The organism is Paraburkholderia sp. A1BS-2L, from assembly GCF_051125205.1.
In the GTDB taxonomy this organism is placed as follows: domain Bacteria; phylum Pseudomonadota; class Gammaproteobacteria; order Burkholderiales; family Burkholderiaceae; genus Paraburkholderia.
Map to the genome: position 1 here is coordinate 368,953 of NZ_CP120431.1, position 16,263 is coordinate 385,215.

13 protein-coding genes are annotated in these 16,263 nt (G+C 60.9%); 9 read left to right on the forward strand and 4 right to left on the reverse strand.

What is annotated here, in order from left to right; translation table 11 throughout:
- From P5W98_RS31545 to P5W98_RS31570, 6 genes are all read left to right on the forward strand, one after another.
- Window positions 1-903 carry an alpha/beta fold hydrolase gene (locus P5W98_RS31545; RefSeq protein WP_421028354.1) on the forward strand — a complete coding sequence of 301 codons (903 nt, stop codon included), beginning with the start codon at window positions 1-3 and terminating at the stop codon, window positions 901-903.
- Between the two features lie 92 nt (window positions 904-995).
- A complete protein-coding gene (locus tag P5W98_RS31550; RefSeq protein WP_421028355.1) occupies window positions 996-3,530 on the forward strand; it encodes a hypothetical protein in 2,535 nt (844 codons plus the stop codon).
- 27 nt (window positions 3,531-3,557) lie between these two features.
- Window positions 3,558-5,408, forward strand: coding sequence for a GMC family oxidoreductase (locus tag P5W98_RS31555; protein WP_421028356.1), 1,851 nt, complete (start codon window positions 3,558-3,560; stop codon window positions 5,406-5,408).
- Between the two features lie 17 nt (window positions 5,409-5,425).
- Window positions 5,426-5,857: a hypothetical protein gene (locus tag P5W98_RS31560; protein WP_421028357.1), complete on the forward strand. Its 432-nt coding sequence runs from the start codon at window positions 5,426-5,428 to the stop codon at window positions 5,855-5,857.
- Between the two features lie 13 nt (window positions 5,858-5,870).
- Window positions 5,871-7,172 carry a hypothetical protein gene (locus P5W98_RS31565; protein ID WP_421028358.1) on the forward strand — a complete coding sequence of 434 codons (1,302 nt, stop codon included), beginning with the start codon at window positions 5,871-5,873 and terminating at the stop codon, window positions 7,170-7,172.
- Between the two features lie 22 nt (window positions 7,173-7,194).
- Complete coding sequence (locus P5W98_RS31570) at window positions 7,195-8,742, forward strand: Dyp-type peroxidase (protein ID WP_421028359.1); 1,548 nt, start codon at window positions 7,195-7,197, stop codon at window positions 8,740-8,742.
- Here P5W98_RS31570 and P5W98_RS31575 read toward each other — a convergent pair.
- On the reverse strand, window positions 8,706-9,920 hold the full coding sequence (locus P5W98_RS31575; RefSeq protein ID WP_421028360.1) for a catalase family protein: 1,215 nt from the start codon (window positions 9,918-9,920) through the stop codon (window positions 8,706-8,708). The two genes, P5W98_RS31570 and P5W98_RS31575, sit on opposite strands and share 37 nt — an antisense overlap.
- 138 nt (window positions 9,921-10,058) lie before the next feature.
- On the opposite strand from P5W98_RS31575, the gene P5W98_RS31580 reads away from it, so the two are divergent.
- Window positions 10,059-12,074 carry an ATP-binding response regulator gene (locus tag P5W98_RS31580; RefSeq protein ID WP_421028361.1) on the forward strand — a complete coding sequence of 672 codons (2,016 nt, stop codon included), beginning with the start codon at window positions 10,059-10,061 and terminating at the stop codon, window positions 12,072-12,074.
- A 24-nt stretch (window positions 12,075-12,098) separates the two neighbouring features.
- On the opposite strand, the gene P5W98_RS31585 is transcribed toward P5W98_RS31580, so the two are convergent.
- Window positions 12,099-12,794, reverse strand: coding sequence for a response regulator (locus tag P5W98_RS31585; RefSeq protein WP_421028362.1), 696 nt, complete (start codon window positions 12,792-12,794; stop codon window positions 12,099-12,101).
- Window positions 12,795-13,037: 243 nt separating this feature from the next.
- On the opposite strand from P5W98_RS31585, the gene P5W98_RS31590 reads away from it, so the two are divergent.
- Complete coding sequence (locus tag P5W98_RS31590; protein ID WP_421028363.1) at window positions 13,038-13,526, forward strand: hypothetical protein; 489 nt, start codon at window positions 13,038-13,040, stop codon at window positions 13,524-13,526.
- A 37-nt stretch (window positions 13,527-13,563) separates the two neighbouring features.
- Window positions 13,564-14,301: a histidine utilization repressor gene (gene hutC, locus P5W98_RS31595; RefSeq protein ID WP_421028364.1), complete on the forward strand. Its 738-nt coding sequence runs from the start codon at window positions 13,564-13,566 to the stop codon at window positions 14,299-14,301.
- Window positions 14,302-14,389: 88 nt separating this feature from the next.
- Here hutC and P5W98_RS31600 read toward each other — a convergent pair whose 3' ends face one another.
- Both P5W98_RS31600 and P5W98_RS31605 read right to left on the reverse strand, forming a co-directional pair.
- On the reverse strand, window positions 14,390-15,241 hold the full coding sequence (locus P5W98_RS31600) for a phytanoyl-CoA dioxygenase family protein (RefSeq protein ID WP_421028365.1): 852 nt from the start codon (window positions 15,239-15,241) through the stop codon (window positions 14,390-14,392).
- 23 nt (window positions 15,242-15,264) lie between these two features.
- A complete protein-coding gene (locus P5W98_RS31605; protein ID WP_421028366.1) occupies window positions 15,265-16,050 on the reverse strand; it encodes an ABC transporter substrate-binding protein in 786 nt (261 codons plus the stop codon).
- Window positions 16,051-16,263 lie beyond the last annotated feature (213 nt).

The window sequence follows — 16,263 nt, forward strand, 5'->3', positions numbered from 1 at the left end:
ATGGCCACGGACATTGTTCATCGGCTTGTCGAGGCAAATGGCGTCACTTTTCATGTGGCCGTATCGGGCCCGGACAATGCCGCGCCGGTTCTGTGCATTCATGGATTTCCGGAAGGATGGGTGAGTTGGCGTCACATCATGCATCTGTTGCCGCAATCGCGAATCTACGCGCCCGATCTTCGTGGGTATCCGGGTTCGAGCTATCCGAAAAACGGCTACGACGTTTTTACGCTGACCGACGACATCAAGGCCTTGATAGAAGTTTTGGACATTCGCCAATGTGTGCTTGTTTCGCATGACTGGGGCGGTGCGTTGGGGTGGATATTCGCACATCGATATTCGAGCTTGATAAGCAAGTTGGTTGTCGTCAACTGCACTCACCCTCGAACCCTGGTGCGCGCGGTGGTGACATGCGATGACTGGCAACCGTTTCGTATTCCGTGGGTGCCGTTCTTCCAGATTCCATGGTTTCCCGAGTGGTTCATGACCACGGCGATTGGCAGAAAGCTTTTGAAATGGACCTTCCTGATCAGGCAGGGCCAACCCGGAACGATGGACGTCGGGCTCGTCGATGAACTCGTCGGCCGTTTTGCGAACGCAGCCGATATGCATGGACCGATTGAATATTATCGGCAGATCGTCTTGACCATTCTTTTGCCGGAGCGGCACAGAAAGCTGTATGGGCTCTATGCCACGCCTATCAGCGTGCCCGTTACCGTGATCTGGGGCATGAAGGACGGCGCGTTGCCTGCGCTCGTCGCGCGCAAGAGCTTCGGTGATGCGGGATGCAACGGTGATTGGAGGCCGCTCGAAGGCGTCGGCCATTTCGTCGATCTGGAGGCGTGGGAAACGTTGGCGGGCGAATTGGCGAGGGTGCTTGACTTCGGCCCAGGTGATTCCTAGGGTTCCTATACATGCCGTTATGGCGCGTAATGGCGGCTTGCAATGACGCACGAATGTGAATTCCGGCGAGAACATCAGAACAGGAGGCGACCGTGAATCGGCAACGACAATTACATGTATGGTTACTTGTCCTCGTCGGGGTATTCAACATGGGCGCGAGTGCGGCACCCCAATCCGGCTACGTGCAAGACGAAGCCAAACAGGCTGGCCGCGATGCCGCGTCGTTTCCTCAAGCGGACGAGGACTACTTCAAGGACATGGACCGGGGTATCGCCCTGAGTCCGGAAGAGGTCAAAGGGCGCAACATGTGGCTCGTCTGGAGCGGGGGCAACGACCGCTTCTGGGACAGAATGACGAAGGACACATTCGGTGCGTTCGACATTATCAAGTCGATCAGCTCTTATCCAGGCCAGGGGCATTCGCGAGACGACCGCTGGCGCTATCTCGGGGTGATCAACGAGCCCTGCTTCGAGAAAGCATCGGCCCCCGATCCGCAACGCTTTGGTTTGTGGCTCGATCGACGCATCGTTAGCGACAAGTGTCCGAAGGATCCGTTCGAAAATGAAGAGAAATATCCGGGCGTAAAGACCGGTGCGCGGGGCATGACGTTTAGTGACGGCAAAACACTGCCGGTCGGTTCGTTATATGGCTATGCAACGGGAATTGTCGGCCTGCGTCTGTTCCCCAATCCGGATTTCGACGAGAAGGCCGAAAAAGCATGGGACGCGCGCCGCTACTATGAGGACCCCGCGTATTACAACAATCCCAATCTCGTTCGTCCTTACCGCGTGGGAATGACATGCGCGTTTTGCCATATCGGCCCGAGCCCGGTTCATCCGAGCGCGGATCCCGAGCATCCGCAATGGGCCGATCTGAGCGGCACGGTGGGGGCGCAGTACATGTGGGTGGATCGGCTCTTCATCCATAACGCTGCAAAGCCTGAAGGGCAGCAAAACTTCATGTATCAGCTCACGCACACGTGGCGGCCGGGAACGATGGATACGTCGCTCGTGTCCACGGACAACATCAACAACCCCCGAACGATGAATGCGCTTTACGACCTTCACGCCCGGTTGGGAATGGCGCTCAAGATCGGCAAGGAAAAGCTGGCAGGCGGGGAACTCGATAACAAACAACTCAACGATTTCGTGTCGGACGGACCGCTTGCACAATTCTTCAAAGCACCCAACACCGTGTGGACGCCGCGCGTTCTCAAGGATGGCGCGGATTCGGTAGGCGTGCTGGGCGCGCTCAATCGCGTGTATCTGAACATCGGGCTGTTCAGCGAAGAATGGCTGCTGCATTTCAATCCGGTTTTCGGCGGCAAGCCCATCTCGCCCATTCAGATTGCCGTGGCGCGAAAGAACTCGACTTACTGGCAAGTGACGGAAACGGGCACGGTCAATATGGCGCTGTACCTGATTGCGGCATCGCAGCCCGATCATTTGAGCGATGCGCCAGGAGGCAAGCAATACCTCGCCGACGCGTCCGCCACCGATGGCGCGGCGATGCTCCAGCGCGGCAAGAACGTGTTCGCGGATACCTGCGCGCGCTGCCACTCGAGCAAAGCGCCGCCGGTGCCGGCCAGTCTGAATTTGCACGACTGCAACGGGCCGAACTATATGGCATGTTTCAAGCGCTACTGGAAATGGACGCAAACGGACGATTACAAGACGCAAATGCGCAAGGTCGTCAATGCGCCGGATTTCCTCGACGGAAACTATCTGTCGAGCGATGCGCGGATTCCGGTGACGCTATTGCGAACCAACATCTGCAGTCCGCTTGCGACCAACGCGATTCGTGGAAACATCTGGGACAATTTTTCCTCGGAGTCGTACAAGACGCTGCCTTCGGTCGGGTCGGTCACGCTCAACGATCCGTTCTCCGGCAATCCGTGGCAATACCCCATGCCCGCCGGCGGCCGTGGCTATACGCGGGTGCCTTCGCTGATCAGCATCTGGTCGACGGCGCCGTTCCTGCTCAACAACTCGGTCGGGCCGGAGAGGTTCGATGGCGATCCGTCGGTTGCGAGCCGCATGAAGGTGTTCGACGCATCGATCGAACAGATGCTGTGGCCCGAGAAGCGGCAGCACGATGCAGTGCTGGGCAACAAGGTGCCGGGGCTCATCGACCGGACGACGGTGCGCAGCCAGATCACGATACCGAAGGGCTATTTGCCTGCGTCGCTGCAGTCGACCTTGCAAAGGATCGACCCGAAATTGTTCGATCCGAAAAGCGGCGATCTCGCGCTTGGTCCGGTGCCGTCACAGGTTCCGGTCAACTTGCTGGCCAACATCCGGCCTCTGCCTGAAAGCAGCGATCCGGTGGTCATCGGACAGCACATCGGAGAACTGACGAACTTGCTATTCAAGCTCGGAAAGAATCTGCTGACGATGCCGGACAACGCGACCGACGAGGCGTTGCTCAAGAAATATGCGGGCCTTGAGAAGCCGATGCTGGCGCTCAGCAAGTGTCCTGACTTCATCGTCAATCGCGGCCACTACTTCGGCACTTCCGAGTTCAACGACCAGAACGGGCTGACTGCCGACGAGCGTTCGTTCGGCAAGGAGCCGGTCCTGAGCGACGACGACAAGCGCGCATTGATCGCGTTTCTGAAGACGTTTTGAGCAAGAGGCTTCGACGGTCCACAGGCTATGTCCACTCCAGACGATGAGGTATGGGATTACGTGATTGTGGGTTCCGGCGCGGGGGGCGGCACGCTCGCCGCGCGGCTTGCGGAGGCGGGCATGCGGGTGTTTCTGATCGAGGCCGGAGGCGATGCGCCAGCGAGCGGGGCGGACCGGATGCCCGCGGACTACCACGTGCCGGCCTTCCATGCATGCGCCTCGGAGAATCCGGCAATGAGCTGGAACTTCTTCGTGCGTCATTATGCTTCCGATGCCCAGCAGCAGCGCGATCCGAAATGCACGCCCGAAGGCGTGCTGTATCCTCGCGCCGCGACGGTGGGCGGGTGCACCGCGCACAACGCGATGATCTTCGTGTATCCGCATGACTCGGACTGGGACGGCATCGCGCAATTGACCGGCGACCGGTCGTGGCGAGCCTCCGCCATGCGCCGGTATGGCAAGAAGCTCGAGCAATGCCGCCACCGTCCGCTTTGGGCGCTCGCGCGCCGGTTTGGCATCAACCCGACCGCGCATGGCTTTGACGGCTGGCTGACCACCGAACATGCAACGCCGAAGAAGGCGCTCGCCGACGACCACCTGATGCGAGTGGTCTTCGGCGCGATGGAACTCACCGCGCGCAGTATCCCGAAGCGCCTGCACGCGCTGCTCGGCCTGATTCGCTGGCAGGGCGATCCGAATTCGCGGCTCTGGGGCAGGCGCTGTTTCCGCGGCGTGTGCTATACGCCGCTCAGCACGCGCGACCATGCACGGCATGGCGTGCGTGAGCGTGTGCTCGACGTGGCGGAGCGGTTTCCGTCTCGCCTGAAAATTTCGCTCGACTCGCTCGCCACGCGGGTGTTGTTCGACGAGAATGGCGCAGCGGTTGGCGTCGAATATCTGAAGGGCGCGCGTCTGTATAAAGCGCATCCTGAATGCAGCGCCGAGCGGGGCGTGCGCTGTGAAGTGCGTGCGCGTCGCGAGGTGATTCTGGCGGGCGGCGCGTTCAATACGCCTCAACTATTGTTGCTGTCGGGCATTGGTCCGGCAGAGCATTTGAGGGCGCATGGCATTCCGGTGCGAGTCGATCTCGAAGGGGTTGGAAGTAATCTGCAGGACCGCTATGAGATTGCCGTGATCAGCCGCATGGCGCAACCATGGGAAGTGCTCAAGGGTGCGGCGTTCACGACCGACGATCCGGCTTATCGGGCGTGGTCCGATCTGCGAGAAGGCGTTTATATCACCAACGGCGCAGCGGTCGCCATTGCGCGTCGATCGACGAAGGCGCGCTCGCTGCCTCCGGACATTTTCTGCATGGCGCTCATCGAGCGTTTCATCGGCTATTTCCCGGGATTTTCAACAGGCTTTGCCCAGCACAACGATTTCCTGTCTTGGACCATACTCAAGGCACACACCCGCAACGATGCCGGGACGGTGCGCCTGCGCTCCGCGGATCCGCTCGATATGCCGCTTATCGATTTCCACTATTTCGAGGAAGGCAGCGATGCTTCCGGGGACGATATGCATTCAGTCGTCGAGGCAATCAAATTCGTGCGCGGATTGGCAGCGCCGCTTGCCGAGCGCGGCTTGATTGCGCAAGAGCAACTGCCCGGTCCAGAGGTGCAGAGCGACACGGCGATTGCCGATTACGTGCGCGACAACGCATGGGGCCATCATGCATCGTGCACCTGCGCGATGGGCGATCCGGGGGCAGGAGGCGTGCTCGACAGCACGCTCTCCGTTCACGGAGTGCGCCGCCTGCGGGTGGTGGACGCGTCTGTGTTTCCGAAGATTCCAGGCTTCTTTCCGGCCAGCGCGGTCTACATGGTTGCGGAAAAAGCGGCGGACATGATTTTGAAGGATGCAACGAGTCAGACGTAACTTATCGGAGGTGAAAGATGGCGTACGACACCAGCAAGCTTCTGTCCATGAGCCAGGCCGAACTGGATGATCTGTTCCGCAACAGCCCGGCCGGCGACATTCCGGACGGAGAAGCCAGGGGAACGGCGATCGTTGCGCCGGGAACCGTGATCAGCGACGCCGCCGCCAACCTGGTGAAGGTCTTCGCGTGGCAAGGAAAAGTGTTTGATTCGCAGAATGGGATCCTGAAAAACAAGATCTCCCCATTCGGCATCGACGCCATCCAGGCAACTGTCTATAAGGGCGAAAGCTGGTTCGACGGTAACGAGTGCATCGTCCTGGACTATAGCAAGACGTCGATCGTGGCTCATTGGATACGCGACGAAATTCGCCTGATTGCACCGGGTGTCTACCTTGGATTGGTGTACTGGGACAAAAGCCGCTTGATCTGCTTTAGTCTCGAGTTTTAAAGGACGGCCCGCCGTGACCCCGCAATCGAGCTTTATGGTGGTCGCACCGTTGCTGCCTGGTAAGGCGGCAGCATTGAGAGCGCTTCTGGCGACGATGAACCACCGCCCCGGCAGTGTCGATCCGGACAACACGCTGGTTCCGTTCGGCAGGTTCGATCGTCTGCATTTCGCCCGCTTCGTGATTCTGGAAGACGTGACTGCCGGCGATATTGCACGGTACGGCGTCAAGCCTGCTGATTTTCCGGTGTATCTGGCGTTCCTTGGCGATTGCGATGGTTCGAAGCGGACCTTTATCGTTGATCTTGCGCGTCGGGCCGGTGAGGGACTGTGCGCGATATTTTCGCATTGCGAAGGATTCGATTCCGGTAGCGACCTTGGCGCGTGGATGCTCGCACACGATAAGCCGGCTGCGGCCGCCTACGTCAACTGGATCGGCCGTTCGGTCCGGCAGATCGTGGAGGAACGCGCGTTGCGGCATTTCCTGTCCGCCAACGTTCCTCGCGACGTCGATGGAGGTGCGAATGGCGATCCGCAGTCCATCCGCAAGCATCTGCGCGAGCTGGTCGATGCGCAACGAAATGCCGGGCGTCTCAGCCTGACTGAACCCGAACCGACACCGCTGGGTTGGCAAATTCGTGAATGGCTTCACGCTGTGTGGGTGCCGTTGGTGCTGCTCGCCGCGCTGCCGCTGATGATCGTGGCGTTGCCGTTTCTCGCGTGGAAATTGCGCCGCCTCGAAACAACCGATCCGGAAGTTGTTTACCGGCCACCTGAGGCGCAACTCGCGAAACTCAGGGTGCTGGAAGACTACGACGTCACCAATCAATTCACGGCGCTAGGCAGCGTGAAGCCCGGACGCTTCAGGCGCTATGCGGTGATCGTCCTGCTTCTGCTTCTCGATTATTCGTGCCGCCATATCTACAACCGCGGCCATTTAACCCGCGTGCAGACCATTCATTTCGCGCGTTGGGTGCTGCTCGACGATAAACAGCGCTTGATGTTCGCAAGCAACTACGACGGAAGCCTCGACAGCTACATGGACGATTTCATCAACAAGGTGGCATGGGGCTTGAATCTGGTCTTCAGCAATGGGGTGGGTTATCCGCGCACGAGTTGGCTCGTCGTCGAGGGGGCGCGCAACGAGCAGCATTTCAAGAACTATCTGCGGCGGCACGAATTGCCTACGGATGTCTGGTACAAGGCCTATCCGGGCCTGACTGCGTTCGATCTCGCCACCAACACACGCATTCGCGAAGGCCTGGAAGCGTCAAGGGCAACGGACGAGCAGGTGCGGGAATGGCTGAAGCTACTGTGAAAATCGATACGGGAGACCTGCCGTGGCAGTCGATCTGGACGATATACAAGGCCTCGTGCGGCATGCGTATGCGCGCCTGACCGAAGCCTGCTTTTACGTGCTGCGCATCGCGGACGCGCAGGCCGCCAGGCGTTGGCTGTCGAGTGCGCCGGTGACGAGCGCGGCGCTTGCCGCGAAGTCGGTTCAGGAAGTTCTGCAGGTGGCGTTGACGAGCGATGGCTTGCGCGCGCTCGGTGTTCCGCAGCAGATGATCGAACAGTTTTCTTCCGAATTCATTGGCGGCATGAGTGCGGATGCGAATCGCTCCAGAAGGCTTGGTGATGTTGGACCGAATGCGCCAGAACACTGGAAATGGGGCGGAACGGCGGCGCCGCATATGGTGGTGCTGCTGTACGCGGCTCCGGGACGGCTCGCCGAATGGACGCAGGCGGTGACAGGGCCGGAATGGGCCACTGCTTTCTCGGTGGAAGCCGTTTTGCCGACTGCAGACATGAAAGGCGTCGAGCCGTTCGGTTTTGCCGATGGCATCAGCCAGCCGCAACTCGATTGGCAACTGGGCTTGCCCTCGCACGATCATACCCAGCCCGGGTATTCGAACCTCATCGAACTGGGCGAATTCCTGCTTGGGTACCCGAACGAATATGGGCGTTTCACCGAGCGTCCTTTGGTTGATCCCGCCGATGATCCGCATGACCTGCTCGCATCGGCTGCGGATGCACCGGGCAAACGGGATCTGGGGCGCAATGGATCGTACCTGGTGTTGCGGCAATTGCGTCAGGATGTGCAGGGTTTCTGGCGATTTCATGACGCTCGCGCGAACGGAGATCCCGCCGCACGCAAGGCGATGGCCGAAGCGATGGTCGGGAGGACGATGGCAGGCGTGTCGCTCGTATCGCGCGTCGACGGCGCACCGGCGTCGGCACCCGATCCCGGCACGAAGGCGGGCCGCGAGCAACTCAATGCATTTACCTATGCGGGGGACCCGGATGGGCTGCGGTGTCCATTCGGCGCTCACGTGCGGCGCGCCAATCCTCGCAATGGCGATTCGCCGGACGCCAGCGGCGACGGTGGCAAAGTCAGCGTGCTTGCGCGCCTGCTGACCACGCTGGGTTTCGACGCGGCCGCCTTGCGTGGCGATCTGGTTGCGTCGAGCCGCTTCCACCGCATGCTGCGGCGCGGCCGCGAATATGGCCAGAGCCTGCCGCCCGAGGCCGCGATTGCCGATCAAGGCGAAACGGTCGAGACCGGACTGCACTTTATTTGCCTCGGCGCGAATATCTCGCGTCAGTTCGAATTTATTCAAGGCGCATGGATTACTGGCGCAAAATTCAATGGGCTCGCGGCGGAGCGCGATCCGCTGATTGGCGAGCGGCAGCCGCTCAGTGACGGTAGCGAAACGGATCGCTTCAGCCTCCCTCAAGCCGCAGGCGCGGCGTGCCAGCTCACGGGATTGCCACAATTCGTTTCGGTCGTGGGCGGTGCATATTTTTTCATGCCGGGCCTTCGGGCGCTGCGCTTTCTGGTGACGCTGAATCACTCGAATACTTCGTCGCCGGTCGGCTCGACGTGAGGCGTGCTGTTCATCGATTGACGCAAAGCCGAAAGTGTTTTGTATATCGCAAGGCGCGCGCGATTTTGATTGCCTAGTGGCCGATGTTCGGCAAGGCAATGCCACGGATTGATCGACAACTGGCCGGCAAACGCGAGCTGAGCCGGCGATGCAAACTGCTGCTCCGGAAAATGCAGTGTCGCGATGCGTATGGGCGTTGAAAGGTGCTCGGGCCAGCGCACCGACGCATTCTCGATCGGCATGCGGTGGGGATCGGTTTGCACCTGCACGAAGACGTCGAAGTCGACCGGGCGCTCGGCGAGTGTCCGGATCATCGCCTCGCGCAGGTAGTTATCGTTGGGGCGCCCCGGCAAGCCTGGAATGGCGCTGGTTTCGCGGGACCTGGGGCGGAACGCGTATTGAACCGCCTGGCCAGCGCCCAGCAGGTACGGTACGCAACTCCAATAGCTGGTCTGCAGCGGGCTCGATTGCGTGCGCGCCCACAGGCCCTGCATGACGCCGTCCAGCAGGTGGGAGTCGAACGGATTGATGAAGTAGAAAAGCGGCGTGCGGCGCAGGACGGCCGCCTGAAGCTTGGCATTCTCGATAATGTTCGGCGTGGTGAACGTGGGAGTGCTGATGCCGGTGAAATCCTGGGTGAAGCGCTCGTCGTCGAGGAGCTTCGGGCCGGGAACCCGCATCACCTTGATGCCGATGCTCAGCACACCCACATCCTCGATATCGGGCGGGCTGTCGGGTCCCGGTCCGGCCAGCCGCACCCAGGCCGGATAGCTGCGCGGCGCGCTGAAAATGCCATGGCGCAGATTGGGCGGAATATCGCCGTGCACCTGGAATTCGGCGCGCAGCACGCCGTGTGTTTTCGTGTTGCCGGCCCGCTGGAACGTTCCGGGCTGGTATTGCTCGCGCATATATGCGCCCATGCGCTCGATGATCTGCTGGACGATCGCATGCTCGTCCGGCAGCGCAAGTTCCTGCGCCAGCGCGAGATTGTCGTTGGGCCTTTGCGCATTGATGGCCGCCTGCACCAGGCCGGCAATGGGCTCCTGGGCCAAAGTGTCGAGAAAAGGCCGAAAAAACGGATCGAATCTTCGCTCAACGTGGAGTAGCGAGATTAGCGAACGATGCAGGGCATTGGCTAGCAATGGAGGTCTCCCTGGGTACTCAACGCTCGTGGCCATCAGTCAAAATAGCTTAGGCAGAAAGTCCCGCAAATGCCAATGCTGCGGCTAATCCGGTGCCGAAGTGCATCGATTTTTCATAAAATGAATAGATCCTGTCTTGCTTCGCGAGACCAGCGAGCATACCGGCGAGATGCGATGAACATATTCAGGTTTCAGTCGGCGGCGGAAGCGAATTTCCTTAAACGCTCTTCGGCGCCGGGCGCGATTCGTGCATGGCTGGTCGATATGCTGTGCTGGCCGGCACGTTTCGACGACCCGCGTCTAGAACAGGAGTTCACGGAAGACTATGGCCGGCGTTTCGCTGACTTCCGCCGCGCGGCGCTGGTGCTCGGCACCTTGATCTGGGTGTGTTTCGGTTATTGGGAAATCAGCCTGGCGCGAACCAGTGCCGTGTTCCAGCCGTACTTTGCGGAGATTTTCACGTTTCGCTGCGCAGGTGCACTGGTTGCGGGCGTCGGCATCGTGCTGGCTTTCCGGCTCGACTTTCAGCGGGACACGGTCGCGCATTGGATCTTGCTGGGCGGCCTGGCGGGCATGTGTCTATGCTTGTTGATTCAAACGTTTCTCGCGCCACGGCCGTTCAATTTCACGCATTTTTTTGTCGGCTTCTATTTAATTCTTTTCTATCAGTTCGGCTTTCTTCGCCTGCGGGCCAAGGCGACGCTGATGCTGGCCGTGTGCGTGATCGCCGTGATCGTGGTGGCGCAATGGCTTACGCACGCAATCGAGCCCGACAACTTCGCGGCGGGCATGTTCTATTTGCTTAACGTTGCGGTCCTCGGCCATAGCGTCAATGTGAATGCCGAGCGGCATGTGCGCGACCGGTACGTCGCCGTCCAGGCGCTTGCGCATGGTAACGAAGCCTTGCAACGCGCGAATGCGGAGCTCGCGCAAAAGCACCGCGACCTTGAGCGCGCGCGGCGCGATCAGGAGACCAAATCGGAAGCGCTGATTGCCTTGCGCGAGCAGCAGCGCGAAGCTGCCGAGCAGGCGAGCCGCGCAAAATCGCGCTTTCTGGCGGCGGCAGCGCATGATCTGCGGCAGCCTATGCACGCGTTGAACCTCTTTCTGGCCGCGGCCGACGAAGCGCTGGAAGCGCGCGATGTTCAAGCGTCGAGCAAACTGATTGGCGAGGCGCGCAAGGCGTCGGTGCTCACGGCGCGGCTCTTCAACGCCGTGCTCGATCTGTCGAAGCTCGAATCCGGACACGTGAACCCGAGCTATACGGGCGTCGACCTGAACCGGGTGATTGAAGAGACCGTCGAGCAACTCGCGGCGGTCGCCGGGAATCGCGGCGTTGCGCTGCGCTATGGCAAGACCCCGCACAAGCCCGCATGGGTGCGCACCGACGCCGACTGGATGCCCCGCGTGCTGAGCAACCTCATCGCGAACGGCATCAAATATGCGGATCCTTCGAAGGCGGGCCGCGCAGCGGTGATCGTCGGTCTGGTTCGCATGCCGAATTATGTGCGCGTCGACGTAATCGACAACGGCATAGGCATTGCGCCCGAGCATTGGGATGCCATCTTCCAGCCGTTCGTGCAAATCGGCAACCCGGAGCGCGACCGCGAGAAAGGGCTCGGACTCGGTTTGTCGATCGTGAATGCGGTGGTGTCGTTGCTCGAGGGGCATCGTCTCGAACTGAAATCGATTGAAGGGCGAGGGTCGCGCTTCTCGATTCGCATGCCAGTGGCCGATCCCTTTGCGCTCCATGATGTGGCGATATCGCCCGCGGATCCGGCGTTGTCGCCGGCGCCTTCACCGTCGTCGCTGCGGGGGCTTTACGTGTTGCTGGTCGAGGACGACAGCCTCGTGCGCGCGTCGATGGAGGCGCTGTTTGCGCTATGGGGCGTGCTGTTCGATTCGGTCCGCTCGGTGGCCGAGCTCGAAACACTCTTGCAGGAGATCGAGCGCGTGCCGGACCTCGTCATAAGCGACTATCGGTTGCCGGAGATGTCGTCCGCGCACGATGTGATCCATCTGCTGGGCGAGCACTTCTCGCGGCCCGTGCCGTGTCTCGTGGTGACGGGGGAAGCCGGGGCCAGCACGCAGGGCGTGTTGCCGGAGCGCTGCGTGCTCAGCAAGCCGCTCTCCACGAACGTGCTGATTGCGCGCATGCTCGAATTGACCGAGGCGTCGGCCCGCGTTTAGGGCGTGGTGTTCGGGACGTAATGTTCAGGACGTGGAAGCGCGTGCAACGGTGGGGATCTCGATGCCCCGACGCGCCATTTCGACGATCAGAAAAGTGCGCCGCGAAACATTGAAGCGGCTCAGCAGATCGCTGATGTACTCCTTCGCGGTGTTCTCCGTGATATTCATTTTTCGCGCGATGGCCTTGTTCGACATGCCCTGCAAAAGAAAACTCAAGGTTTGCGCAAGGCGCGGCGGCAGGTTCAGCGAGTCGATGGGAATGCCTTTGTTCGGGCCGGGTGGCTGCGGGGTGTGGCCGCCTTTGCCGAGCACGCTGTTGGGCAGGTAGACGCGGCCGTTCAGGATCGTTTGCAGCGCTTCGCGGAACACCGCGCCGCCTTCCTCGCTGGCCTTCGAGATGAAACCGCCGGCGCCATTCTTGATGCAGTCCAGCACCGTCTCGCGATCGTCCTGCGCGGACAGCATCACCACGTGCGCTGCACACTCGTTTTCCTGCAACCAGTGCAGCAGGTCCAGCCCAGTGTGATTACCGCCGATTTGATAGTCGAGGAAAACGAGGTCGTAAGCCTTGCTTTGCAGCCGCTCGACGGCGGCGGCGTACGAGCCGGCCTCGTCGATGTCGAGCGTCGGCTCCGACGTGAGGATCAGGCTCTTCATCGCGATGCGCGTCAAGCCTTCGTCTTCGACTAGCAGTACATGGCGGAAATACAGGTTGTCCATCGGCGCTTCTCCCGCACAAGCCCGTTATTGATGTGAACAGGCCCTTAGCCATGGTACCCGCAATCGCAAGGGGCGCGATCCCCCCAAAGCGGGGGACCCTTTTGGGGCCGCCTTCTGGAGGCGGTTTTCCCCCCGCATGCCCGGTATTGCGCGAGTCACGGGAAGCGCACGATGGAGTCGTTGCAAATCAGACGAGGGGGATCACCGCCATGCGCACGTCAAATCTTTCGATCGTCTTGCGCCATGAGCTCGATCCCCGGGTCTGAATGCAGCAAGCACGCAAGCCTGGCGGGGCAAAAGCGGGCAGAGCGTGAGGAGACCATCCAGTCGGATCTGGTGGGGGGCCAGCGAGCAACACACGAGGAGACCATTCGGGCGGGCCTGGCCGGGGGCAAGCAGGCAGGGCGCGAGGAGACCATCCGGGCGAGGGTAAAAACAAGGAACGAGGCGGAAGCAGAAATAGAAACAGAAGCTGAAGCAGAAGCAGCAACACCAGAAGAGACTGGGCGGCGTCCCCTCAGCCCCTACACAGTCCACAATCTGGATAGCGCCATCGCTCACCTCGAAATCGCGATGAACGCGGACAAATCGATGGCGATCTTCGGTTCGAACTATTGGCAAGGACGCGTGCTCGAACTCCGTTGCACGCCGGGGATCCTGCATGCTCAGGAGCGTCGGCTTCAGTCCTTGCTCGACGGGTTCGCGACCCTTGGGTTAGCCTCGCCGTTATAAAATCTGGAGTTTCGCTGCCCGCCCATCAGGACCCTCGATGATCAAAAAGGTCGACGCGCCTTTCCAGCAGATCAAGGCACTCGTTCGCAAGCGTATTCATGCCGGCGACTGGAAGATCGGGGAGCGAATCCCCTCCGAACTCGATCTCGCCGCGGAACTCGGCGTCGCGCGAATGACCGTGAATCGGGCGCTGCGCGAATTGACCGACGAAGGGGCATTGCAGCGCATCCTTGGCGTGGGGACATTCGTGGCCGAGGAAAAACCACAATCGAATCTGCTAATGATTGCGCATGTGCGTGACGAGATCCACGCGCGCGGGCATCAATATCGCTGTCACGTCATCAGCCAGACCCGCGGGCATGCGACGCCCGAAATCGCGGCGGCGTTCGGCTTGCCGGTCGATGCGCCCGTGTTTCATGTGGTCTGCGTGCACGAGGAGAACGGCCGGCCAATCCAGTTGGAGGAGCGGTATGTGAATCCGGTCGCGGCGCCCGGTTTCATCGATCAGGACTTCCAGGTGGAGCCGCCGTCGGAGTATCTGTACAACAACGTGTCGCATTACGAGCTCGAGATCGAGCACATCGTCGATGCGGCCATGCCCACTGTAGACGAGGCGCGCTTGCTCGACATGCGCACCAACGAGCCATGCCTGACGCTCACGCGCCGGACCTGGACGAACGGGCTGCCGGTCACGTTCGCGCGCTTCGTGCACCCGGGCAACCGTTACCGGCTCGGCTCGCGTTTCAAGCCGGGCGCCACGCGGCATCAGGTCTGATTCGCGCCAGGCATTCGCGCCAGGCGAATGGCAGGCACCACAAGCGGCGGCACATACCTGCCCGCCGCCCCTGTGTTTCATTGCGATTTCAGAGCGTGCTCACCTGGCCATCGCTTTTCGACCACAGGACAGGGAACAGCGGATGCACGAGCGGCGCGCCGTCCGGCAGCGCTTCGGCGAGCCCGGGGAAGTCCGGCGAGGTTTTCCATCGGCGTGGCGCGTGGCGAACGTCATCGCCGACGAAGCGGATCGAAAACGCGCGCCGTCTGTTGCGCGTGCCGCCCGACGCATGCAGCGTCAGCATCCTGAAGCACACCATGTCGCCGGGTTCGAGCGCCCAGCGCCGGATCGGGAACGCATTGCGATTTGCTTCGATATCCGGAAGATCGGCGAGACTGCCTTCGGGAAACCACTTTGCTTCCTTGTCCATGAACGTGCGCGGCATGAGCCAGGGGCCGCGATGCGAGCCCGCGACGAATTCGAGCGTGGATTCGAGCGGGACCGGATCGACGGGAATCCACATGCTGACGTTGTCGTCGCCTTCGATGTTGTAATAGGGCTGGTCCTGGTGCCACGGCGTGCGCTGCTGCGTGCCCGGCTCCTTCACGAGCAGATGGTCGTGATGGAGCCGGACCGTATCGACGCCCATCAGCGCCGCCGCGACCGTTGGCGCGGGCGAGCGCGCGATGAACTCGCGATACGCGGCGTTGTGCTCCCAGTTGCAGAAGTCCTCGAAGAACCAGCCCGGATCCTCGGGCCGGCTTGCCACTTTCGAGCGCGTGCTCGGATGCGCCAGATTGGTCTCGATGCCGGCCTTCAGCGCTTCGATTTCGTCCGCCGAAAAAATGCCCTTGATGCATACGGCGCCGTCCGTGCGGAACGCTTCGATGAGTTCGGGCGTGACCGCCTGCGCTACGCGTTCACAAATATTGATGGCCATGATTGCCCTTACGGTAATTAAATTTATTGCTTGGCGCCGTAAATATCGAAATCGAAATATTTGGCGGCAATCTTCTGATAGGTGCCGTCCGCGCGAATGGCGGCGATGGCCCCGTCGAGGCGCTTCTTCATATCGGTGTCGCCTTTGCGCAGCCCCATGGCAACGCCATGGCCGATGATGCGAGCATCGGTCACATCGCCGCCGGCGAACGTGAAGGCCTTGCCGCGCGGCGTATTGAGGAACGCGTAGCCGGCCTGCGTTTTATCCTGGAAGGTGGCGTCGAGGCGGCCATTGACGAGGTCGTCATAGACCTGGTCCTGGTTCTGGTACGTCACGATCGTGACGCCCTTGGGCGCCCACTCCGCCTTCGCATAAACCTCCTGCGTCGTGCCCTGATCGATGCCGATGCGCTTGCCGACGAGCGACGCGACGGTCGGTTGCAGCCTGGAGCCACGCGGCGCGACGAGCGCGCCCGGCGACGAATAGAGTTTGTCCGAGAAGTCGATCTGCTTGAGGCGGTCGTCGGTGGCGGTCATTGCGGACATGATCACATCGAACTTTTTCGCTTGAAGCGCGGGAATCATGCCGTCGAAACCTTGTTCGACCCATATGCATTTTGCATGGATCTGCGCGCAAATTGCGTTGCGCAGATCGATGTCGAAGCCGGCGAGCGAGCCGTCAGGCTGCTTTGCCTCGAACGGCGGATAAGTGGGATCGATGCCCCAGCGAATCGTCGGGGTGTCCTGGGCAAACGAGACGAGCGGTGCTGCGGCAAGCGAGGCGACGAGAAACTTGACGATCCGGTTCATGACTTTTCCCTGAATGGGTGGGCGCGACGGAGAAAGCCCGCGCGGCCGGTTGGATGAACGTCAGCAATGGGTGCACTTGCACTGCAAGCGGGTTCGAGCCGCCAATGAAACCGTCTAGCAGTCTAGACCACGTAACTTGACGTGTGCAAGCGAAGGCCATGCGCCGACTTCCGGTGCCGGCGCGGCAGTGCGTCGATAAATCTGGAGAAAGCC